Origin of the sequence: Fibrobacter sp. UWB10 (assembly GCF_900182935.1) — a bacterium.
Lineage (GTDB): Bacteria > Fibrobacterota > Fibrobacteria > Fibrobacterales > Fibrobacteraceae > Fibrobacter > Fibrobacter succinogenes_O.
Window position 1 is genome coordinate 365,832 of sequence record NZ_FXUE01000001.1, and the last position, 23,331, is coordinate 389,162.

The 23,331-nt window shown below is 50.1% G+C and carries 21 protein-coding genes and 1 tRNA gene; 13 read left to right on the forward strand and 9 right to left on the reverse strand.

Going from position 1 to position 23,331, the window contains the following annotated elements; genetic code table 11:
- The first annotated feature begins 7 nt into the window (after window positions 1-7).
- The 8 genes from QOL41_RS01535 to QOL41_RS01570 all read left to right on the forward strand — a co-directional run bounded on the left by QOL41_RS01535 (window position 8) and on the right by QOL41_RS01570 (window position 7,081).
- Complete coding sequence (locus QOL41_RS01535; protein ID WP_283428361.1) at window positions 8-526, forward strand: hypothetical protein; 519 nt, start codon at window positions 8-10, stop codon at window positions 524-526.
- Between the two features lie 98 nt (window positions 527-624).
- Window positions 625-1,290 carry a hypothetical protein gene (locus QOL41_RS01540; RefSeq protein ID WP_283428362.1) on the forward strand — a complete coding sequence of 222 codons (666 nt, stop codon included), beginning with the start codon at window positions 625-627 and terminating at the stop codon, window positions 1,288-1,290.
- 45 nt (window positions 1,291-1,335) lie between these two features.
- A tRNA-Leu gene (locus QOL41_RS01545) sits at window positions 1,336-1,419 on the forward strand.
- Window positions 1,420-1,484: 65 nt separating this feature from the next.
- Window positions 1,485-2,087, forward strand: a complete 603-nt coding sequence (locus QOL41_RS01550) for a GNAT family N-acetyltransferase (RefSeq protein ID WP_283428363.1) — start codon at window positions 1,485-1,487, stop codon at window positions 2,085-2,087.
- 81 nt (window positions 2,088-2,168) lie between these two features.
- Entirely contained in the window at window positions 2,169-3,017 is an 849-nt protein-coding gene (locus QOL41_RS01555) for a TIGR02147 family protein (protein ID WP_173654656.1), read from the forward strand.
- A complete protein-coding gene (locus QOL41_RS01560) occupies window positions 3,017-4,405 on the forward strand; it encodes a carbohydrate binding domain-containing protein (RefSeq protein ID WP_283428364.1) in 1,389 nt (462 codons plus the stop codon). The genes QOL41_RS01555 and QOL41_RS01560 overlap by 1 nt, the downstream gene beginning before the upstream one ends.
- Window positions 4,406-4,465: 60 nt before the next feature.
- Window positions 4,466-6,196, forward strand: coding sequence for a maltotransferase domain-containing protein (locus tag QOL41_RS01565; RefSeq protein WP_283428365.1), 1,731 nt, complete (start codon window positions 4,466-4,468; stop codon window positions 6,194-6,196).
- A gap of 129 nt (window positions 6,197-6,325) precedes the next feature.
- Complete coding sequence (locus QOL41_RS01570) at window positions 6,326-7,081, forward strand: acyl-[acyl-carrier-protein] thioesterase (RefSeq protein WP_283428366.1); 756 nt, start codon at window positions 6,326-6,328, stop codon at window positions 7,079-7,081.
- Between the two features lie 5 nt (window positions 7,082-7,086).
- Here QOL41_RS01570 and QOL41_RS01575 read toward each other — a convergent pair whose 3' ends face one another.
- Window positions 7,087-7,635, reverse strand: coding sequence for a carbohydrate-binding family 9-like protein (locus tag QOL41_RS01575; RefSeq protein ID WP_283428367.1), 549 nt, complete (start codon window positions 7,633-7,635; stop codon window positions 7,087-7,089).
- A gap of 181 nt (window positions 7,636-7,816) precedes the next feature.
- On the opposite strand from QOL41_RS01575, the gene QOL41_RS01580 reads away from it, so the two are divergent.
- Together QOL41_RS01580 and QOL41_RS01585 are read left to right on the forward strand one after the other, a co-directional pair.
- Window positions 7,817-8,146, forward strand: a complete 330-nt coding sequence (locus QOL41_RS01580; protein ID WP_283428368.1) for a SpoVG family protein — start codon at window positions 7,817-7,819, stop codon at window positions 8,144-8,146.
- 8 nt (window positions 8,147-8,154) lie between these two features.
- Entirely contained in the window at window positions 8,155-9,690 is a 1,536-nt protein-coding gene (locus QOL41_RS01585; RefSeq protein WP_283428369.1) for a YifB family Mg chelatase-like AAA ATPase, read from the forward strand.
- Window position 9,691: 1 nt separating this feature from the next.
- On the opposite strand, the gene QOL41_RS01590 is transcribed toward QOL41_RS01585, so the two are convergent.
- Together QOL41_RS01590 and QOL41_RS01595 are read right to left on the reverse strand one after the other, a co-directional pair.
- Window positions 9,692-10,057 (reverse strand): dihydroneopterin aldolase, encoded by a 366-nt coding sequence (locus tag QOL41_RS01590; RefSeq protein WP_283428370.1) that lies wholly within the window; start codon window positions 10,055-10,057, stop codon window positions 9,692-9,694.
- Window positions 10,051-11,067, reverse strand: coding sequence for a hypothetical protein (locus QOL41_RS01595; protein WP_283428371.1), 1,017 nt, complete (start codon window positions 11,065-11,067; stop codon window positions 10,051-10,053). The genes QOL41_RS01590 and QOL41_RS01595 overlap by 7 nt, the downstream gene beginning before the upstream one ends.
- A 250-nt stretch (window positions 11,068-11,317) precedes the next feature.
- Between QOL41_RS01595 and pgk the strand changes: the two genes are divergently transcribed.
- The 3 genes from pgk (at window position 11,318) to QOL41_RS01610 (ending at window position 14,043) form a co-directional block, all read left to right on the forward strand.
- Complete coding sequence (gene pgk, locus QOL41_RS01600; RefSeq protein ID WP_283428372.1) at window positions 11,318-12,574, forward strand: phosphoglycerate kinase; 1,257 nt, start codon at window positions 11,318-11,320, stop codon at window positions 12,572-12,574.
- A 256-nt stretch (window positions 12,575-12,830) separates the two neighbouring features.
- Entirely contained in the window at window positions 12,831-13,544 is a 714-nt protein-coding gene (locus QOL41_RS01605) for a hypothetical protein (protein ID WP_283428373.1), read from the forward strand.
- A gap of 148 nt (window positions 13,545-13,692) precedes the next feature.
- Entirely contained in the window at window positions 13,693-14,043 is a 351-nt protein-coding gene (locus QOL41_RS01610) for a hypothetical protein (protein WP_173653016.1), read from the forward strand.
- A gap of 91 nt (window positions 14,044-14,134) precedes the next feature.
- Here the strand turns inward: QOL41_RS01610 and QOL41_RS01615 are convergent, their stop codons facing one another.
- From QOL41_RS01615 to nuoL, 6 genes are all read right to left on the reverse strand, one after another.
- Window positions 14,135-15,442, reverse strand: a complete 1,308-nt coding sequence (locus QOL41_RS01615; RefSeq protein WP_283428374.1) for a T9SS type A sorting domain-containing protein — start codon at window positions 15,440-15,442, stop codon at window positions 14,135-14,137.
- Between the two features lie 291 nt (window positions 15,443-15,733).
- Window positions 15,734-17,440 (reverse strand): Na/Pi cotransporter family protein, encoded by a 1,707-nt coding sequence (locus tag QOL41_RS01620; RefSeq protein ID WP_283428375.1) that lies wholly within the window; start codon window positions 17,438-17,440, stop codon window positions 15,734-15,736.
- A 159-nt stretch (window positions 17,441-17,599) separates the two neighbouring features.
- Window positions 17,600-18,085: a 2-C-methyl-D-erythritol 2,4-cyclodiphosphate synthase gene (gene ispF / locus QOL41_RS01625; RefSeq protein ID WP_072800440.1), complete on the reverse strand. Its 486-nt coding sequence runs from the start codon at window positions 18,083-18,085 to the stop codon at window positions 17,600-17,602.
- A 90-nt stretch (window positions 18,086-18,175) separates the two neighbouring features.
- On the reverse strand, window positions 18,176-19,648 hold the full coding sequence (locus QOL41_RS01630) for an NADH-quinone oxidoreductase subunit N (RefSeq protein WP_283428376.1): 1,473 nt from the start codon (window positions 19,646-19,648) through the stop codon (window positions 18,176-18,178).
- A complete protein-coding gene (locus QOL41_RS01635; RefSeq protein ID WP_173653021.1) occupies window positions 19,641-21,374 on the reverse strand; it encodes a complex I subunit 4 family protein in 1,734 nt (577 codons plus the stop codon). Before QOL41_RS01635 ends, QOL41_RS01630 begins: the two co-directional genes overlap by 8 nt.
- Window positions 21,374-23,329: an NADH-quinone oxidoreductase subunit L gene (nuoL, locus tag QOL41_RS01640; protein ID WP_173653022.1), complete on the reverse strand. Its 1,956-nt coding sequence runs from the start codon at window positions 23,327-23,329 to the stop codon at window positions 21,374-21,376. Before nuoL ends, QOL41_RS01635 begins: the two co-directional genes overlap by 1 nt.
- Window positions 23,330-23,331: the final 2 nt, after the last annotated feature.

The window sequence follows — 23,331 nt, forward strand, 5'->3', positions numbered from 1 at the left end:
GGAACACATGCGATTCTTTACCACTAGAAAACCGGCTCTTTTGAACTTCTCTTTGCTGCTAATGTTTTTAGCAGGGTGGCTCTTGTCTTACCTGATGCCCGCCCTCAAGGGCCTAATGCACGAAGAACACTTGTTCTACGGTACCGTTTCGCATGCCGCCATTCCAAGCATTTTTGGCGGAAGCAACATTCCCTTTTTTGACAAGACGATTTTCCAGATTAACGGCGACGACAAGGCAAACTTTATTCTGTACGCCTCAACCGACATGCTGGATACCATGTCCGAATGGTACAGCTTTGCAAGCCGCAATGCAGGCGATATTCCGCTTGAAATTTCGGCATCGAGAGTCAACGACAATACGTTCATCGTGCACAGCATGTCTTCGACCGACGGCGAAATAGACTTCGACACACTCGTGATGGAATACCAAGTCTACTACGGATTCATCGGTTGCACTCTCGTGCTTGGACTGGCACTCGCTTCGCTCGCCCTGTTCATTCTCTGGATTGTGAAAAAGAGACGATAGCCACTAGCGGTCAGGACATGACAAAGCGACTTATCTTATTTCTGCTGACGGCGGCATTCTGCTTTGCAAACCCACCATCGGACACCCTTACTATACACATGAAACGGCCTCTACAGGGTTCCGTCATGTTCCCAGTAACAAGCCAGACAAGCGATATGCCAATCGGAGTTTGGCGCTACATTTCAAAAAAGAACCAACCCGCCACCGGAACTATAGTTTGGTTTCATGGCGGCATGACTAGCAACAATTGTACAAAAGGGCTTGCCGCAGGCGGCGGACTTGCCAACATGCTCCCCAACTATACCGTGGTGAGTGCTTCGGCTTGCAAACAGAACCACTGGGTAGAACCCTCTACCATCCAGGCTGTAGACGACGCCCTCGACAGTCTCGCTAGAAAGCAAAAGAAAGAAATTCCCGAAGTTTCGCTCGTCGGAATTTCAGACGGTTCACTCGGAGTCATCGCCTATTCCATGTGGGGCAAACGCAAAATCAAGAACCGCATTCTCATGAGTTCATACGGAGAATCGCTTGGACCGGCAGCACAAGTCGCCGCACAAGCTCCACTCAAAAACGGACGTTGGCGATTCATCCAGGGTGGCTCCGACCGCTTGTACCCCTCCGAAAAGACAGTCCCCTGGATTCAGGAGTTCTGCCAGAACGTGGGCACCCAGTGCGACCTCAAATTTGACCCGCAAGGCGAGCACGACTGGACCTACTGGCAAAACAAGCACAAAGACTGGATTTTAGAGATTTTTTCTAAATAACCCTTGACAAATAGGGCAAATTTTTCAAAATTTGGCTTACCCCACGCGGATGTGGTGGAACTGGTAGACACGCTAGATTCAGGTTCTAGTGCCTGCAAGGGCATGAAGGTTCAAGTCCTTTCATCCGCACTGAAAAACCGTCGAAGCAATTCGACGGTTTTTTCCTTTTTATCCAATTTACTATCTTCCCCCTTATGGAGAATTTTGACGATTTTTTCACCGAAGCATTCGAGACCGCAACCCTCAAGGGCAACCTTGTTACTCTAAGGGGCATTCGCGAAAATGCTCCTGGCGAAGCCTCGGCAGAAAACATCTTCAAGGCAATCGAAGGTTCGCGCGACTTCTTGAACGAACACCTTCCCTGGATCCAAGAAACCGACATCTTCGATCTCAAGAAAAGAATCCGCTCGTGGGTTTTAAACGAACGTTTCGGGCAAGGCGGCTGTTGGCTCATATTCAAGAACACCCCCGACAGCGAAGAGGGCGTTTTTGCAGGCGCGATCATGATGGAAGTAAACATCCGAAACCATTCGGCAACGCTTAGTTACTGGCTTACAAAACCGTTTACCGGCCAAGGCCTGATGACCGAATCGGTAAAGCTCATCATCAAGTTTGCATTTGAGCACCTAAAGCTTAACCGTCTGGAACTTTTAGTATCTGTACACAATGGCAAAAGTGCCGCCGTCGCCACCCGCTGCGGGTTTATGGAAGAAGGCATAAATCGCGATTACGAGCTCATAAACGGCAAATTTATAGATCACAGGCGCTTTTCGCTACTCGCCCGAGACGTTTATTAATAGTTACAATGGTTACTCGGGTAAACGGGAAACTTAAAATAGATATGGCTTTTGAAGACAAAGACTTCTATTTTTTAAGGTATGGATAATGGAGAAAAGCAGAAACTCGTAGAACCGGATATCCTGCAGTACACAAACTATAGGGTATTTCTCCGTGACTATTACGAGTATAAAAAGAAAACCTCGACCGCGTTCAGTTTGCGGTTCTTTGCCGAGAAGGCAGGGCTTTCTAGCCATGCCCATTTAAAGCTCGCAATCGACGGCAAGCGCAATATTACCAAAAATACGGTCACCAAGCTTATTCATGGCCTGGGTCTCGAAAACCAGCGCGCCGCTTACTTCGAAAGCCTCGTATTCTTTAACCAGGCCCAAACCGACGCCGACAAGCAAATCTACTACGCCCAGCTCATCAAGGCAAGTCCTCGTTCCAAACTGCACAAGATGGACAAGGCTCAGTTCCGTATTTTCCAGGAATGGCACCATTCTGTAATTCTTGAGATGGTAGGGCTCAAGGATTTCCGCCCCATTCCCGACCAGATTTCTAAAAAGCTTCGTGGACTCGTAACACCGGCCCAGGTGACCGAATCGCTCCAATTGCTCTTGGAACTGGGGCTCCTAGTCAAAACCGCCAATGGTTACCGCCAGCGCGACCCCCTGATTACGACCGACGACGAAGTGCAAGACCTGATGGTCAAAATGTACCATTTACAGATGCTCAAGCTCTCGGCCAACATGCTGACGGAGCTTCCGGGCCCAGAAAGGGACGTTTCTGCGCTCACTTTTGGAATTAAGCGCTCAGATTTTCCCAATTTGAAAAAACATTTACAACTAATGCGAAAAGAACTACTAGATTTCTCTGCAAAAGCCGGAGAAGCAGAAGATGTTGTGCAAATCAACATTCAGCTCTTCCCCTTGACCCGAGGAGTGTGATGAAATTCTTTTTGTCCATAGCCACGATTGCCGTATACGCCACCGCGTTTTTGTCTTTGGTTGCTTGTTCCAACGACAAGTCTATTACTGGTATCGAAATTGGCAACCCGAGCCTTGCGGACAGCGATACAACCGGAAAAGACACGACAGCAAAGGACACCTCCGTAAAGGACACATCGGTCAAGGATACCACACCTAAGGATACCGCTGTCAAAAAACAACCGGCACTGCCGCTTGTTGCAGAATTTTCTGTCGATTATTCCGAAGTCAACGTGAAGGCTCTCGCCAAAGAAGCTTCTTCCGGTAGCGACGCCGAAGAACCCGTTCTTCTCGATACATTCTCACTCGTTCTCACACAAGTGCGTTCGTTCTCGAGTTACTACACCAGCATCTCGGTCGACCCGGTACTCGGCCTGCAGCTTTGGCCCTACGAAGAAACTCCGGACGAGACTCTTGAAATTTCGTTCACCAAGGGATCTTCTGTTGAAGACCGTTTCAAAAACATCGACTTGCAAGAAGAAGGCTACCTCAAGGAAATGGGCATCGGATTCAGTCCCGACGAAACCATGGCCATATTCGGTCGTATTCTCATCAATAAAAAATATCATCCCTTCGTTTACAGCCTTTCGAACTTCCAGACGCTCATGCTGCGCTACCACTACTCGCAAATTGACACCACAGGCGGAAAGGCTAACTTGTCTGTAATTTTCCGTGTCAAGCTCTTTACTAACGGGATCGATTTCTCTGGAGCAGAAGTTGGCGAAGATAGCGTAATCCACATTGATTCCAAGTACAATTCGGATTTGTGGAACGCCATGAACGAACGTTTCGTTACAAGCTTCCAGCCGCTGCGCTATGACTACACCACGGTCGCAGGCGATGCACACTCCGAATACGTTATCGACATCTGGAAAGGGATTGCCGCCAAGAAGGGCGAAAATACGATTATCAATGGTAACTTCCAATCGCCCTTCACAACCGACTGGATTCTGATGAACCAATTCGGGGGCAACGCCGACACAAGCGTCATTCTTGAAAAAGGATCCAAGGACCGCATTATGAAGGTGAATGTCACCGAAGGCGGCAAACACTCTTACAGCGTGCAGTTGATTCAAGAAAACGTGGCCCTGATTGCAGGCGTCCAGTACCAATGCGTATTCACCATCTGGTCCGATGTCGAAGGCCAAATTACCGCCCGAATCGGTACGTACAACACCTACGAAACCATCGGTTTCCAGGAACATGTCGAAGTGCATACCACAGGACAATCGGTGGGTATCACCTTCACTCCGGAAGTCAACGACCCGTTCGCCCGCTTCGAACTGAACCTCGGCGGCTCCGAACGAACCTTCTGGATTAAGGAAGTCAAGGTCTTAAGAATCAACTAAAACCAAAACGCATTTTAAGGGCTCGCCACGGCGGGCCTTTTTTGCTAAATTTTCGTTACTATGGCTACTATTCCTACTCGCAAAGACAATCTCGTCATCGAAAACATTCGCCCCCAAATCGAAGGCGGGCGTTTTATGCTCAAGCGCGAACCGGGCGACACCGTCACGCTCACCGCAGACATTTTCCGCCACAGCCACGAAAAGTATGACGCGGCGATTTTCTACCGCCACGATTCCAAGAAGAAATGGGAAAAGGCTCCCATGCACTTTGTCGATAACGACCAGTGGGAAGGATCCTTCACGGTCAACAATATCGGCTACTATGAATACAAGATTTGCGCTTGGACAATCGAGCCCAAGGACGAACCGACCGAAAGCCCCGTGATGAAACTCCGCGTGGATCCCTCTTACGCCCGCATTGGTACTTGGTACGAAATGTGGCCGAAGAGCCAAGGCACCGACCCCAAGAAGAGCGCCACCTGGAAGGATTGCGAAAACCAGCTTGACTACATCGCAAACCTCGGCTTCGATACCGTTTATCTGGTGCCGATCCACCCGATTGGTGTCACGAACCGTAAGGGTGCAAACAACGCCCTGCACGCCAAGGTTGACAAGAAGGGCAAGCCGCTCGAACCGGGCTGTCCGTACGCTGTAGGTAACAAGAACGGTGGTCACTACGATGTGGACCCCGAACTTGGCACCATGAAGGACTTTGAACACTTTGCAAAGGCTGCCCGCAAGAAGGGTCTCCGCCTTGCGCTCGATATTGCACTCAACTGCAGCCCCGACCACCCGTATGTGAAGTCGCACCCGGAATGGTTCTACCACGAACCGGATGGCAGCATCAAGTTTGCAGAAAACCCGCCCAAGAAGTACGAAGACATTTACCCCTTCGACTACTACAACAAGAACTACAAGGCCCTGTGGAAAGAAATCGAAAACATTATCTTGTTCTGGGCCGACAAGGGTGTGGAAATTTTCCGTATCGATAACCCGCACACCAAACCTTTCCCGTTCTGGGAATGGCTCATCGCCGACGTCAAGGAAAAGCGCCCGGAACTGGTGTTCCTCGCCGAAGCCTTCACTCGTCCGAAGATGATGCATCGCCTGGCCAAGTCGGGCTTCGATATGAGCTACACTTATTTCGCCTGGCGCTCTGCCAAGTGGGAATTCGAACAGTACCTCAAGGAACTCACGCAGTCCGACGCCAAGGAATACATGCGTGGCATCTTCTTCCCGACGACTCCGGATATTTTCCCGAAGTACCTCGCCTACAAGGGCCCGAACGCCTTCAAGCAGCGTTACTTCCTGGCCGGCACGCTTTCTAGCCTTACCGGCATGTACAACGGCTACGAACTCTGCGAAAACATTCCAAGCCCCATCAAGGAAGAACTTGCCGACAGCGAAAAGTATCAGTACAAGGTTCACAACTGGACTGGCCCCGGCATTCAAGACTTCGTGCGCCGCGTGAACACCGCCCGTCAGGAACACATCGCCCTGCAGGAATACGACAACCTCGACTTCCACTACTGCGCCAACGACCAGCTGATGGTGTATTCCAAGAAGTCCGGCGAAGACGTTATTTTGTGCGTATGCAACATGGACATGGATAACGCCCAAGAAGGCATAGTGGAACTCGACATGGCAAAGCTCGGCCTGAATCAGGACGCCTTCTACTTCTTGAAGGACTTGATTACCGATGAAAGCTTTGTATGGCGTGGCAACAGAAACTTTGTTCGCCTCGACCCGAACAAGGCTCCTGGCCACTTATTGGTGCTGAAGAAGATCTAAAAAAAATGTGTAATGTGTGATGTGAAATGACATTCTCATACATCACAACTTAATAAGCACAAAGCTCTGCACGTATAAAATATTGGAAGTTGTCCCCGCAACTTCCTTTTTTCTTTATATATTGAAGGCATGATCGATATTTATTCGCTTGCTAAGAATCCACTGGTTTTCCAGAAACAACGCACCATCACCTCGGCCTACATCGATGTTTCAGGCAAGATGGGCATCGCGCAGACTGTGCTCATGGTTCAGGACAACCTCACCGAAAATTTCGGCGCGCTCAAGATGGACAATTTTTGCGTAAACGAAAAGGGCGGTTACTGGGCAATCTATAAAGCAAAATTCAAGTTTTTCAAGCGTCCGTTCTGGCGCGACAAAGTCATCACGACTTCTTTCCCCACGGACAACGCCCCGATTCGCACACACGTTAACACCTCCATTACAACCGTTGAAGGTGAACCGATTATTCTTGCCGTGCAAGAAGCCTGCTGCCTCGACTTGGAACGTCACCGTCCCATGAAGCTAGAAGCTGTCGACTTTCCGGCAGAAGGCGCTCCGGAACACTTTATGGACAACAAATTTTCGAGGTTCCCCGTGGAATCCGAAGAATACCAAGAAGTGTACCGCCAGAAGGTGTTGCCGCAGCATATCGACATGTCGCACCACATGAACAACATCGAATACGTGAAACTCGCCTTGAACGTATTCAGCGCTACCGACTTGGAACTTTGCATTCCTGCAATGCTTGAATTGCATTTCATGGGCGAAACCCGCGAAGGCCAAGAAGTCAAGATTTTCCGCGCCGACAAAATGGGTGCGACCTACATGAAGATTGAAGACGACACCGGTCGCCAAGTCTTCGAAATGAAAATCAAGATGAAGTAACCGAATTAAAATTCGCGAAAATATTCAGGCCGGTGAAAATCCGGCTTTTCTGTTTCGATTTCAAAGGCGCTCAAGTAATGGGGCGTCTTTGCCTTATCGGCACACTTGTAAAGGTTCCCCCGAAGAGTCACCCCTTCAAAGGTCCGCATACCAAAGAGTGAAGGCGGAATTTGGACCGTCATTCCCCAACATACAAGATTGCCAGCGACACTGGCAAGTTGCTTGGTGCGAATAACTGAATCGATTTCGGATTGCGTCAGCTTGGTGCGCGAATTGCGATCGGGCCCACGGGCTGCCAACAAGTAGCCGCGGCAAGTCGTTTCGAAGTTGAAGTACTCAGCAGGGTTCGCCGGATTCTGCAAGAAAATTTCGACGCAGGAATCTTCCCAGCTAGAGCCGTTGTCTTCCATGACTTCAGCACGAAAGCAGTCTGAAGGTTCTTCGACAACAAAATTCACCGTAAAATAATCCGGCGAAACATCGACTTCGGCAAGCACCGACGGAAGAGTCTTTCCCTGGTTTGCCGCCCAATTCATATTCGGTTTCAAGAGCATGATTAAAAGGTAGTAAAGTGATTAATCACTGATTAATCAGTGATTAATCACTTTGCCAACGTTGTGCCCCTTTCAGAAAACAGCGTTTCTGCGCGAAATTCGCCAATTTTGATTATTGGCATGCTATTTGCATTTAGAGGTTCGCTCACAAAGCATAAACACTAACAAATAGGAGACCTCTATGGTTACCAAAAACAAAATGCCTGAAAAAGAAACTGAGGCTAGTTCCGCATTCGATTGCCTCGCTGTCACCAACGTTCAAGTCTATCCTTTTCAAGAAGGTCCCTCAATGGGACACACCAAGGGAATCGCATCGATTGTATTGAACGATCAGTTCATGATTCGCGGGCTGCGCGTCATGGATGGCGAAAACGGCTTGTTCGTGGGCTACCCCATCGACCCGTTTTTCAAGGGCGAAACCTACCGTTCGATTTGCAACCCGGTAACGCGACAGCTTCGAGAACACATCGAAAATTGCATTCTTGAAAAATACCAAGCCTCCATCGTGTAGGGGTTAGCATGTTCCGTCGAATCCGCTCTTATTGTTTGCTCGGAATCAAGGCCGTCCCTGTAAGCGTCGAAGTAGACGCTTCACAGGGGTTGCCCGGATTCACCTTGGTTGGTTTGCCTGACAATGCCGTAAGAGAATCTAGGGAGCGAGTGGTTTCAGCCATTCGTTCCGTAGATAAAGTGGTGACAGGATTCCGTACTACAGTAAACCTGTCACCCGCGGATTTGCGGAAAGAAGGGAGCGCCCTGGACTTACCCCTTGCTTTTGGGCTTTTATGTGCGACCGGAGAAATCGACGTTCCCGACTTGGAGCATCTCGTTTTTGTCGGAGAACTTTCGCTCGATGGTCAACTAAAGCCTGTCCGGGGCGTTCTTTCCATTGCAATGAGTTTGTCTGAAAAATCAAAAGACATCCTTGTGATCCCGAGAGCAAACGAACAAGAAGCGTCGCTTGTCGAAGGAATCCGCTACGTTTGCGCCGACACACTCAGGGAATGTGTCGAAAAGATGGAAGCCGGAGCAGAACACCACGCAAAACATGCCGCCGGCTTTAAGAACCAAATGTATTCTAAACCCGCCGACCGAGACATTCCCGATTTCAAGAATGTGGTCGGCATGGAAAGCGTGAAACGCGCGCTCGAAGTCGCCGCCGCTGGAGCCCACAATTTCCTTATGGTAGGCTCGCCCGGAGCGGGCAAGACCTTATGCGCAAAATGCATACCGGGCATTCTGCCCGAAATGACCGAGCTTGAAATTCTCGAAACGACCCGAATCCATTCGTGTGCAAGAACTGCGGGAGACTCCGAAGAATTCAAGCCGGTCATGGTCCGCCCGTTCCGTACCCCCCACCACAGCGCATCCATGGTGTCGCTGGTGGGGGGGGGCACCCGGCTAAAGCCGGGTGAGGCGAGCCTCGCCCACAATGGAGTCCTGTTTCTCGACGAACTGCCGGAATTCAACCGCAGCGTTCTGGAAGCTTTGCGCGAACCCATGGAAGAGGGCGAAATCTCGATTAGCCGCGCCAGCGGGACTGTCACTTGGCCCGCGAGATTCATGATGGGAGCGGCCATGAATCCTTGCCCTTGCGGGTATGCCATGGACCCGAAACGTGCCTGCTCTTGCCTGCCCGAAGCACGCAAGCGCTACCAAGAAAAAATATCCGGCCCGCTCCTTGACCGCATCGATATCCAAGTGAGCGTCCCGCCCGTCGAAGCCTCGCAATTCGGCCGCAAGGGCACCGCCGAGTCTTCGGCCGAGATTCGCAAGCGAATCTGCGCCGCCCGAGAAATTCAACGCAAGCGATTCAAGGGTACACCCTTCAAGACGAACGCCGAGATGTCTTCGGACCTAGCCAAAAAGAGTTGCAATCTTTCGGCGGAAACCGAACAGTTCGCCATCAACGCCGCCGACAGAATGGGACTTAGTGCCCGCGGCTTCTATAGACTATTAAAGGTCGGGCGAACTATCGCCGACCTTCGAAATTCCGATTCTGTTGAAATTATAGACCTTTCCGAGGCCCTGCGCTACCGCGCCTTCCGTAGCTAGTCTACCGAATCACCTTGATACTGGATTCTGCGCCAGCACTTTGCGGAATAGCCAAGGGCTTGCGGACAGAGACTTCTGCAGCAACCGTCTTCGGGTAGTGGTTCAAGATATACTTGGCTGTTTCAAGCACCAAGGTTTCTTCTAACTGGAAAGACGACCTGCAGACAAAGTCCTGCACGTCGTCAGCAAGTTGCACATAATCAATGGAATGGGCAAGATCTTCATTTCGGGCAGCAAGAGTAAAATCAAGCCACACCGAAATATTCAATACAACCGGCTGCACATTTTCGCGCTCATAAGGGAGCGTTCCAATAATGCAGTTGAATTCCAAATCACGTATTGTGATTTTTCCGGTTTCAATTACCATACGAAGAGAACGACAGCGCCAGCAATGGAGGCCGCAGAAACACCGAACCAAATGTTACGAGCAGTCGTGTAAGAATCCTGCGTTTCCTTGTTTTCGTCCATACGTCTCTGCATGTCACGCAAAGTCCAATTGTCTTTAGCGAACTGCGAAGACATCAATTCTTCGCACTGGGCATTGCCTCCGCAAGTAGCGAGGATATTGGAATTGATGGAATGGAGGTCGTCGTAAGCATCCTTAGCTTCGTTAGCCTTGCTGTGCTGCACAATACCAATCACAGCAGAAGTAACAGCGAGAGCGGAAAGACCGACAGCCGTCCAGAAACGGACTTCGTCAGCAATACCGAAACGGTCACCGACATCACTTGCAGCATCACTTGCAGCATAATCACGATCGTCATCAGCAACCGGAGCGGAAGTCTTGTAAGAAGAGTAATCTTCATCATCGTCATCGCAATCCGGATCGTATTCGTCACATTCGTCACCCTTGCTGCTCGGAACTGCCGGAGCGGCAGCAACAGATTCTTCTTCCTCTTCTTCAGCAACAGGAGCGGTTCCCTTCAAGTCAACAGGCTTGCCATCGATATAGGCGACTGCACTCGAAAGACCGGGGGCATAAACAGCCTGACCGTCAAAGTAAACCTTTTCGACATCCTTGTCAGCACCCTGGCCGCGGCGAGTATAAAGCTTAGCCTTAACGAGTTTGGAGTAATCAACGCCTTCGGCAGTCAAAGCAGTCATCGAAGAAAGGTCACCCTTGGCACCCTGGTAGAGCTGGTAAGAGGTTTCAGATTCGCCAAACGGGTCTTCGAACTTTTGACGTACGACAATACGACCTTTCTGAAGAGTTGCAACTTCATCAGCCGGAGCAACCTTGAGTTCGCCGCCAAATTCAGCAACAATGTAATCGTCAGGTGTGCCAGCATCCTTGGCAGTAAATTCATCGATATCGTATATTCCGGCGAAGGCGGATACGACAGAGAGGCAAAGTGCCATCAAAAGTGAACGTTTCATTTGAACTCCAAAAAATCTAATTTTTGTTGGAAATATATAAAAAAATGCGAATAATGGTATCAAAAATAATTCTTTTGTAATATACGGCCGTGCACATAGTGTTCACCACAAGTTCTTTGTTTACCAATGTTTACATAAGGATTGTTCGGTTCCATTGATTACAGCCGTAATACAGTCAATCACCAATTGCCTATTAAAATTGCTATATTTTCCCGCGTAAAATTTTAACCCTAAAAAGAGGATTGCTACAATGGCAAAGCTTTCTATCGAAGATCTCGAACTCGCCGGCAAGCGCGTGTTCATCCGTGTTGACTTCAACGTTCCGCAGGACAAGGTGACTGGCGAAATCACCAACACCAAGCGTATCGAAGCCGCTCTCCCGACCATCCAGTACGCTCTCGACAAGGGTGCAGCCGTCGTGCTCGCTTCCCACCTCGGCCGTCCGAATGGCGAAAAGAACATGAAGTACACGCTCGCTCCGGTTGCAAAGAAGCTCGAAGAACTCATCAAGAAGCCGGTGAAGTTCCTCGCTGACTGCGTGGGTCCGGAAGTTGAAGCTGCCTGCGCCGCTATCAAGCCGGGTGAAATCATCCTCCTCGAAAACCTCCGCTTCCACATCGAAGAAGAAGGCAAGCGCAAGATCAAGAACGCCGATGGCACCGAAACTAAGGAAAAGGCCGACAAGGAAGCCGTGAAGGCATTCCGCGCAAGCCTCACCAAGCTCGCTGACGTTTACGTGAACGACGCTTTCGGTACCGCTCACCGCGATCACTCTTCCATGACTGGTGTTGAACTTCCGCAGCGTGCTGCCGGCTTCCTCATGAACAAGGAACTCAAGGCATTCGACCAGGTGCTCAACAATCCTCCGCGTCCGTTCCTCGCCATCCTCGGCGGTGCAAAGGTCGCTGACAAGATCCAGCTCATCAACAACCTCCTCGACAAGGCTGACAAGATCATCATCGGCGGTGGCATGGCTTTCACCTTCAAGAAGGTTCTCAACAACATCGAAATCGGTTCTTCTCTGTTTGACGAAGAAGGCGCCAAGCTCGTTCCGGATCTGATGGCCAAGGCTAAGGCTGCTGGCAAGGAAATCATCCTCCCGGTCGACTACATCGCTGCTGACAAGTTCGCTGCCGACGCTGCTACCAAGGCTGTTTCTGACGCCGAAGGCATTCCGGCTGGCTGGATGGGCCTCGATGTGGGCGCTGAATCCACCAAGCTCTTCGTGAACGCTATCAAGTCCGCTAAGACCATCGTTTGGAACGGTCCTGCAGGCGTGTTCGAATTCGAAGCCTTCGAAAAGGCTACCAAGGCTATGGCCGACGCTATCGTCGAAGCTACCGCTGCTGGCGCAATCACCGTTATCGGTGGTGGCGATACCGCTACGGCTGCCAAGAAGTACGGCGCTGACAAGAAGGTGACCCACACCTCTACGGGTGGTGGCGCATCTCTCGAACTGCTCGAAGGTAAAGTCCTCCCGGGCGTCGCAGTGCTCACTGATAAGTAATTAAAATCTAAATTTTAGATTTTAGAACCCTGCAAGTTTTTGCAGGGTCTTTTTTTCATGTCCTATTATATTAAGTGAATTTTTTGGAGTTTTTCGTTTTTTAGGCGTTTTATAAGCGTGCCAAAAGTATTTAAATGGAGTATATTTCGGGTTTTCGTGCAAAAAAGTGTGATTTAAAAGGGATGTCATACATTTAGCAAAACTTTTTTCACTCTAGGGATTCTTCATTTGCACAAAATAAGTTATCTTTAGTATTATGAAACATATTATTTACTTTCTTGTCGTTTTTGGGGCTCTCTTGGCTCATGCCCAGGAGATGGACACAACCTTTTTCGTGAACGAGCAGGGTCAAACCATCGGCATCGTCAAGCCGAAGGAAGAGCAGCCCGCTCCTGCTCCGGCACCCGTTGCAGTTCAGCAGCCTCAGCAGAACACAGACGGATCTTCGTGGAACAGCTCTCCGTTCGAAAAGCCGGTTCAGCAGCAAAGTGCCGCTTCTTACGGTACACAGGCTAGACCTGCAGCTTATTACGCTTTCGACAGCACGTTCTACTACCAGGATAAAATCGATCGTTTCACTAAGAGTGGTGAATCCAAACGCAGCACCGGTAGCGGTTTGATGATTGGTGGCGCAATCGGCACTGCAGTCGGTATCGCCCTTATGGTTGCTGGCGCAGATGGGTTGGAATGCGAAGAACATTACAACGGCTATTCCTATGAAGAAACTTGCGATGACGACGCTGGGACATTTGTTGCAGGTTACCTGCTTACTCTTGGTGGTGTAACCGTATTCTCGACGGGTCTTATCGTGAGAATCGTCGGCGGTTCTAAGCTGCGCAAAGCCGAACGATACAAAGAAATGCTTAACCGTTACAACATGTACAAGCCTCAAGCCGCCGTTCTTCAGATCAAGCCGGTTTGGTCTCCGCTTAAGGGTACTGTTGGCGGCGAAATGTCCTTGGGATTCTAACCTAATTCCAACATTTACAAATTACGCGAGCTACATGGCTCGCTTTTTTTATACCTGCGTAATTTCTGATTTTGCAACCTACTGATTGCACGCTTTGATTTTAAGTTTTGTATATTGCATTTAAAAGTCTTTATCAAGGGAACATCTTATGTCTATTGCAGAAATTTCGAAACAGTTCCATGCGGAGCATCGCGGAAATTGCGCGATGGCTGTAGCGTACGGTTACGCACGTGCAACAGGCAAGTCCGAAGTCGATGCAGTTGCCTCTGCCGAGATGTTCCGTAATTTCGGTGGCGGAAAGGCCCCGAACGGTTCCTGCGGTGCACTCTATGCAGCCAAAATGATGCAGCCGGACCATGCCGAAGCCATTGAGGACTTTTTCAAACGTGGTGCGCAGAATTTCACCAAATGCAGTGAAATACGCCCGAACAAGATCATCCCCTGCAACCGCTGCGTGGAACTCGCCGGCGAGGCCCTAGATTTTTTAGAGGCTAAGTAAATCCAAAAAGATTCTATATAAAAAACTCCGCAAATCAGCGGAGTCTTTTTTTGCAAAAACACAATTTCGCGAAGTTATATAGGCCTTCGCCTTACTTCACAGCAATTCTAGCCATACGCATTTGGCTATCGCTTTCGACGCGCACAAGGAAATTGCCCCTGTTCAAATGAGCGAGGCTAAAGCTTTTGGTGCCCATAACAGGTTCTACAAAAGATTCAACCAAATGGCCAGTCAAGTCGAACACTTGCACGCGCACCATTGAAGATGCAGGCATCGCGACAGTCAGCATATTATTCACATAGCCAAACTTCACATCATTCATTGCCTCAGCCACAATCTTCGTAGTTACTTCGCTCGAAGACGACTCAGCGGAGCTGCTAGACACAGCAGAGCTAGAAGACGCCTCGGAGCTTGAAGATGCCACAACGCTAGACGATGAAACAACTACAGGCTTATGAGCCACTTCAACACTTGCAAAAGCCGTATCATTGTTTTTTTCGCCCTTTGCGATAACTTTTATTGAATAAGTACCATCCTTCGCATTTTCCGCGACAATTCCATTTATAGTCAAAACATCGTTCTCGACACTTATTCTAAGCGAGCCGGGCAAAGTTTGTTCAAATTTAAAATTGTCCATGTTCTCAGTGACATTCACATTTGCGAACTTGAACACAATCGGCTTTATCGAATCACCTGCAGTAACCTTCTGCTTTTCATTTTCAACAATACTTATCGATGCAACATTCGGGAGACCTTCCACAGAGATTGTCCCTGACAACGAATGTTCTTTCGAATTTTTGTCTTTAACAGTTACCTTATAATCATAATCACCAGACACAACAGTTTCACCCACCGTGCCAGCAATGATTATTGCATGCTCATCTTCATCAATATCGCCTTTAAGGCCGGAAGGCAGTCCACTCACGCCCCATACAGAAATTGCCTCATAATCGAAAACGATCGGCACCATAGTTTCGCCCGCCTTGACACTTTGGTTCATTTCACCGCCAGCCTCATTCCAAGCAAACTTAAATTTTTGTTCTTCCACCTCAAATGTAATTTCCGTCTTCGCGAACTTGCCTTCATCATCTTGAACTAAAATATACGCATCTACCGTTTGGGCAGCGACATTTCTGCTAATCTTCCCAAAAATTTCACAAACCGGCCCCGTCCATTTTTCAGCCAAGCCAAGTTCAGAAATGTTACCAGATTGGTGTTTCGTTTCTTCTATATTTTCATATAAAATTCTGATCGGCGCAATCTCATCGCCCGCAGCCACAGTCTGGGTAAGGCTGCCAGCCAGAACCTGTTGCGTAATCTTTTCCGAAGCCACAAACGATTCCGCGACAGCCGCAGTAGCAAAGAATAAGGCAAAAACCAACGCTATAAACTTTTTCATATAGTCCTTCTTATTTTTGACGCAAATATAAAAATAATGTGTAACGCAGAATTGCAACCCTTATTATCAAAATTCATCTAGAAACGAGCAAGGTCCTAATCTATATCTTGAAACGGAAACAAGTTTCCGACAAGATATGATTACGACATCCTTCGACGAACAATGGGCAAAGCCCATTTCCCGCGCTAAAAGCGCGGAGTCTCAGTAACAAAGAACGCGAGCCGAAGCTGTATAAAACATACAGCGAGAGCTCGCGTGATGCAGTATGACGAAGTTTATAGGCGAATTCTCTTAGGTCGAGAATTTCTTGTTTGTGTGAGCCTCGACCACGTTCACCACATAGTCGCCGAGTTTTTCGCAATCGTTCACCACATCCATGTAGTGCACACCCATCTGGTAGCTGTACTTCTGCGATTCGATATCGGCAATATTTTTCTCCTTGAGGAGCTTGCGGTAATCGTTGATCTCATTCTCCATATTCAGCGTACGGTTTGCGTCGGCAGTCACAGCATCGCTAATGACATCGATCATGTTCGTGAGCGCCTTGTCGCAAAGCTGCATCATGTGCTTGATGCGGTTGTACTGCTCTTCGGTAAAGTCGTCGGTGCTCCTAAACTTGCGGTTAATGGCACGCGCCATATTGTAGCAGGAGTCGCCGATACTTTCAATTTCAGAAATTTCGCGGAGCATCGACTGGATGTTCGTCTTACTTTCGGGACTCAGGCGACCTTCAGAGACCTGGTTCAGGTACTTGGCAATTTCGATTTCCATGTTGTCGCTAATGCCTTCGTACTTCTCGATGCGGGCAAAGAGCTTCACGAAATCGTTTTCGTCCTTCATTTCGAGCAGCTCAGGCACCATGCGGAACATCTTCTGCGTGCGGGTTGCAAACAAGTTAATTTCCTTGCGGGCTTCGAAGAGCGAAAGTTCTGCGGTACTCATGAGACCTGCGCTGATAAACTTGACCTTGAAATCCTCGCCGTCTTCCTTCTCGCGGATAATCTTGCAGATGATTTTTTCCATCGGCTTGATGAACCAGATGAGGATCAGCACGTTGCAGAGGTTGAATGCCGTATGGAAGGCCGAAAGCGCATAAGTCACACGCACGCCTGCCTGCGCAATTTCTTCTTCGGTATGCGGCACGAAGGTCGGATCGAACCCTACGATGCTACACACCATGTTCACGAACGGGCGGAATACAATCAGAATCCACACCACGCCGAACACGTTGAACAGCATGTGGGCCAAGGCGGCGCGCCTTGCCTGCGTACTTGCCGAAAGGGCAGCCAGGTTCGAAGTGACTGTCGTTCCAATGTTTTCACCCATCACGAGCGCAATGCCCTGGTAAATCGGAAGAACTCCGCTACTGCAGAGCAAGAGCGTGATTGCCATGATGGCCGCAGACGACTGCACGCACATCGTAAGGACGCTACCCAGCAACAAGAACAAGAGCGTGCTGAAGATTCCCCAACCGCCGGTCGTCGCAAAGAAGTTGATGACCGTCTGGTTATGTGCCAAGTCCATGGCCACCGCATTTTCACGCAGCGTGGTAAGACCGAGGAACATAAACGCGAAACCGAACACGAATTCGCCGATACTCTTGGTCGAATTCTTCTTGGTGTAAGAAAGGATGATGCCGAGGGCGAAGAAGGGCCACACCACCGAGCTCATATTGAACTGGAAGCCGAATATGGACATGATCCAGGCCGTGGCCGTTGTACCGATGTTTGCGCCCATGATAACAGGAATGGCCTGACTCAATGTGAGCAGGCCAGCGTTAACGAAGCTTACGGTAAGGACGGTGGTTGCGGTAGAAGACTGCACCGAGGCCGTCACAAATGTACCCGTGAGAAGGCCTCCGATACGGTGCTTGGTCATAGTGCCAAGGACTGCGCGGAGGTGACCGCCGGTGAGTTTCTGCAAGCCTTCACTCATCGTCTTCATGCCGAACATGAGGAGCGCAAGGCAACCGATCATTTTAAGAATCATAAGTGTCATAGGACATTCCTACGGAACGCCACTACCGGATCATCGTCGCTGCCTTTCAGCTAGTTCGGGCTCATGGCGGTGAATTGTTTGTTGTAAAGACTACGTAAAATATAGAAAAAGCGCCGTAAAGGCGCTGTAAAAATTTTCTTCTTTCGATATTACAAACACTTACAGGCTACGAACCATGGCAACCGCTTGGCTAGCAATGCCTTCACCACGACCCGTGAAACCGAGTTTTTCGGTCGTCGTACCCTTAATGCCAATCTGCTTGATATCGAGACCAAGCACGCGGGCAATGTTTGCCTTCATGGCGTCCTTGTGCGGATTCACCTTCGGGCGCTCGCACATCACGATGCTGTCGATGTTGATAATCTCGTAACCGGCTTTACGGACTTCTTCGCCCACCTTGCGCAGAAGTTCCAGACTGTCGGCTCCCTTGAAAGCCGGGTCCGTATCCGGGAAGTACGTGCCGATATCGCCGAGGCCAGCAGCCCCAAGCAATGCATCGCTAATAGCGTGCAAAAGCACATCAGCATCACTGTGACCGAGCAGTCCCTTTTCGTACGGGATGTCTACCCCGCCAATAATGCACTTGCGGCCTTCCACCAACTTGTGAACATCAAAACCGATGCCCGAACGATAAATCTTATCCATAATTTGTTCCTTTTTTATTCCTTCGCAAATTTAAAAAAAAGGAATGTCTTGCGACATTCCCCTAAAATCAAATACCTGTAACCTAAAGCCTTACACAATCAGTGCAAACTTCGGGAAGAGGCCGACAACAATCAGAGCGATTGCTGCAAGCGTCACCGCAAAGCGAAGCAAGTAAGCAAAAGCCGTATTCTTGCCGCAGCAGCACTTGCACTGGCATTCAGCCTTGAGCGGCATGAAGAGCACAAAGGCAATGCGCAAGTAAAACACCGCAGCCACGAGCGAAAGGGCAAAGGCAATTGCCGCAACCACGCCAAGTCCACCGGCCAAAGCGTCGGTAAACAGCGTGAACTTGGCAAGGAAGCCTGCCACAGGCGGCATACCGGCGAGGCTAGCCAAGCAAACCGTCGTAGCAACAGCCACATACGGGCGCTTGCGACCGCGACCCTGGATATCTTCGAGAGTCTCGTTCTTGTCGTCTTTGCCAGCGAGGTAAGCGATACCAGCGAGGGCACCTGCGCTACCAATGGCGTAAGTAATCAAGAAGTAGTACATGGCCCCCATCTGCACCGTACCTTCTGCCGCATAGTTCGGAAGCAACAGGCCAATCACAATGAAGCCTGCGTTCATCACGGCAGAGTATGCCATAATGCGACGGATGGACTTTTGAGCGAGACCACCGAAAGCGCCGAACACCATCGAAAGGATAGACACCACGATAATCACGTAGAAAAGGCTCTTGTTTTCGCTAGGAATCGTCACCTGTTCGGCCAAGTTCCAAGCCGGAGCGGAACCGATGCGGGTAACGAGCGAACCCAGCCAAAGGGTACCGAGAGCAGCAAGGGCACCGACCTTGACAACAGCGGCCATAAAGCCGGTCACTGCGACAGAAGCACCCGTATAGACGTCAGCCACCCAGAAGTGCACCGGAGCAGCACCAGCCTTGAAGAGCAAGGCAAAGAGAGCGAGCAAAACGCCCAAGCCGTAAAGCAAGCCACGGCCAGCAATCACAGAAGCAAAGATATGGGTAGAACCGGTAGCACCGTAAATGAGCGCGACACCATAAAGGAAGATAACGCTAAAGACGGCACCCGAAACGAAATACTTGAAAGCACCTTCGCTTGCGTTCACGTCTTTGCGACGCAGGCCCACCAAGGCGTAAATCGGGAAGCTCGAAAGTTCCATACCCAAATAAAGGGAAAGGAAGTCAATTGATTGGGTCATCAAAAGCGCGCCGCAAGTAGCAAGCAGCATCAGGCCGTAAGCTTCGCCACCCTTGAACTTTTCATGACCGAGAGTCCACTGAAGACCCGCGACACCGAGGAAAGTGCACAGGAGAATCGAAACGCCAAGCACGCGGCGAATCGGATCCATGGCATACAAGTCCATGAACGTATCGTTTGTCGTCAGGTAAAAAGCCCCTGCAGCAAGAGCGATAAAGAAGCTTGCTACCCAAGGAAGAATCTTGTGCTTGTTTTCGTCTTTAATGAACGGTTCTGCAGCAAGCGATGCGAGCGCACCGACTGCAATCAGAATTACCGGCAAGAGATTCACAATATTACTCATGTTTAGAAGCCTCCTCGTTTGCTGTGGCCTCGTTAGATTCAGATGCGTTTTCCGCATCGGCAACTTCAGATTCGCTCATGTTCTTGAGCTGGGCAATCAGCGAAGCACGTTCTTCGTCTGTAAAGCCGTTTGCCTTCAGGTTGGAATCCAGCTGACGCAATTCATCTTCGGTCATGGGCTGAGCCACGGCGGCAATGTTTTCGTCGACAACAGATTCACCCGTCGTATCGGCAGAAGCTTCAACGGTTGCATCGCTAGTCACTTCAGTCTGGTGCGAAATCTTGTTCATTTCTTGAACAGCGTTTTCGTCAAAGAGCTGGAGAGCATTCGTAATGAAGGCCGGATGCATACCGAACACCAACAGGAGCACACCCATGATGCCAATCGAAGAACCTTCGAGAGCGGTCATACGCTTGCCATCGGTGTATTCACGGGCAGGCTTACCGAAGATAACCTTCTGTACAAAGCGGAGCATGTAAGAGGCAGAAAGAATCAGGCAAAGGCCTGCGGCAAGTGCCGGAATCGGGCCCATATCCCACAAGGACATGAGCACCGTGAATTCGCCAACGAATCCGGCAGTACCCGGAACAGCGAGCGAAAGAACTGCAACAAAGCCAAACAGGGAACTGAACACCGGATTCTTTGCAGCAAGGCCACCCAGCTTATCAAGGTCGCGAGATCCGGCAAAGCGTTCTGCAATACCCATCAGGTAGAACTGGGCGCCAGCGCTAAGACCGTGAGCAACCAAGAGTACGAGCACAGCCGGGAGCATCGATTCAGACAAGCTGAACACGCCTGCCACAGCAAGGCCCAAGTGACCCATGGAGCTGTAAGCCAAAAGTTTCTTGCCGTCGTTAGCACGGAGGGCCATCAAAGCGCCATAAATCGCCGTGAACAAGCCAAGCCACATCATGCAATCGACCATTTCCATCGAGAGCGGGAAAATCGGAAGAATCCAAGCAATGAATCCGAACACGCCAGCCTTACTCATGGCACCCGTAAGGATAGCCGAAAGCGGAGCCGGAGCTTCAGCATAAGTAATTGCCTGCCAGCCGTGGAACGGGAAAATCGGAGTCTTCACAAGGAATGCGAGCAAGAAGCAAAGCAAAAGCGTCTTCTGCACCGACGGATCCAAAGTTTGGAGCGCCACAGCCAAAGAAAGCACCAGGGAATTATCTGCCTTCGTAATCAGGTACCAAAGGGCAACCATCATCGGGGCAGAACCAACCAAGGTGTAAATCGCAAACGTCATGGCGGCCTTCTTGCGGTCAGCACCACCAAAGCCAGCGATAAGCACTGCGGCAGGGAAAACCATTGCTTCGAAGAAGAAGAAGAACAGCACCGCATCTGCAGCAAGGAAGGTACCATTCATGGCACCCATCAAGGCAAATATTGCGATTGCAAAGTTGCGATAATCCTTTTCGAAGGAATTGCGACCCGTAATCAAAGCAACCAAGGAAAGTCCCGTGGAAAGGAACACCATCCAAGCGCCAAGACCATGGCTATACAGATAATAGTAGACAGAACCCTTCGCGCCCGGAATACGGAACCATTCGATAGCTTCGGTCGCCTGGTTGCCAGCGGCAATCAAGGCAATCGACATAGCCACAAAGGCGATACCGAACAAGAAGGCAAGTCTAGAAGAAGACTTAGGATCTTCCTTGGAAGTTGCCATCATCAAAATGGCAGCGGCAAAAGGAGCTAAGACGAGGAGATGTAAAAGCATTAGAACAATCCTCCAGTCAAAAGAACAACAGCGACTAAGGCGACGACACCCAGCAAGCTAAGCGTAAGTTGCACACGCACCTTGCGCACCTGGAAGGCGCTCACGCCATCACCCAAGATTTCGACAATGGCACCAATGGTCCACTGGGCCGCTTGCAGAATCTTGTCGATAATTACGTCGGCAACAAAAGCGAATGCCTTCGTAATGACAATGAAAATTTCGTGGATGTAGTCAAAGAAGAACGTCCAGTTGGCCTTGAAGCCTTCGGGAACGCTGCTTTCCTTTTCATTAATACGCGGCACGCGCTTCATGCCGTAAACGGCGTAAGCAATAATCATACCGAGAACTGCGGCAGCCGTACCGAAGCAAGCAAATGCCATCGGGTTCACGTGAGCAAGTTCAAGATTGCCAACCAGGTAATTCTGGGCATTGCCCACCACCGGAGCAAGCGTCTGTTCGAAGAACTTGATGCCCAAGGAGTCGGCCCACAGGTAACCGGCAAAGACGGCACCGAAGGCGAGAATCACCATCGGGATAAGCATGCTGGCCGGAGCTTCATGAATGTGAGCTTCACTTTCCTTGGAACCGCGGTATTCGCCGAAGAAGGTCATGATAATCAGGCGGCCCATGTAAACAGCCGTAATGACAGCCGTCAAGAGGCCAACGCCGTAGAAGAATTCACCATACGGAGCATTCGTGAAAATGCGTTCCAGAATCAAGTCCTTGGACCAGAAACCTGCAAAGCCCGGGAATCCGATAATGGCGAGGAATGCAAAAATCATAACGCAAGCCGTTACAGGAGTCTTCTTGATGAGGCCACCCATACGACGCATATCCTGTTCGCCAGCGAGCGCGTGAATCACGGCACCGGCACCCAAGAAGAGAGCGGCCTTGAAGAAGGCGTGGGTGAACACATGAAAAATCGAAGCGTCGAAGGCGAAAACGCCTGCGGCCATGAACATGTAACCGAGCTGAGAGATAGTCGAGTAAGCGAGCACCTTCTTGATGTCGTTCTGGAAGAGGCCTGCGACCGCTGCCCAGAAGGCAGTGAGCATACCCACAATCAGAATAATCACCAGCACTTCCGGAATCACCGAGAACATGCGGCTAAGGCGAGCAAGCAGGTAAACGCCCGAAGTCACCATGGTAGCGGCATGGATAAGGGCAGACACAGGAGTCGGACCCGCCATAGCATCCGGGAGCCAGGTGAGGAGCGGAATCTGAGCAGACTTACCGGTGCAGCCCACGAAGAACAAGAGGCCCGCAATCATAAGAATCGGAGCAGCGAGTTCCACATGGCCACCAGCAATCAGCATTTCAATGAACTTGTTCAATGCATCGTAATTGAGGATTGCAGAGCCACCCAAGGTAGCCAAGCAAAGCATGCCGAGCAAGAATCCGATATCGCCCACGCGGTTCACAATGAAGGCCTTGTTTGCAGCCTTGCAGTTGTTCAAGTCGTGGTTCCAGAAACCAATGAGCAAGTAAGAGCAGAGACCCACGCCTTCCCAACCGAGGAAGGTCAGGAGCAAGCTGTCGGAGAGCACGAGCACGATCATGCTGAACAAGAAGAGGTTGATGTAGGCGAAGAAGCGGGTAAAGCCGCGGTCACCGTGCATGTAACCAATCGAGTAAAGAGCAATGAGAGAGCCAATGCCTGTCACGAACAGGAGCATCACGCGGGAAAGGCCATCGAACAGGAATCCGATATCGACCTTGAGCAACGGGATATCGATCCAGTTGCAAAGCGTCTGGCGGACACCTTCTTCAGGCATGCCGAAAGCGAGCAGGACAACACTCACGAACGAAAGCACCGGGAAAAGCACCGAGAGTGCGCCCACGAAGCCTTCGGAAGGTCCCTTCTTGCTACCCGAAGAGACAATCGCAATCGTTGCCAAGAGAATCGTTCCCAGGAGCGGGAAAAGAGGTACAAACCAAAGCGGTAAATTTGTCATTG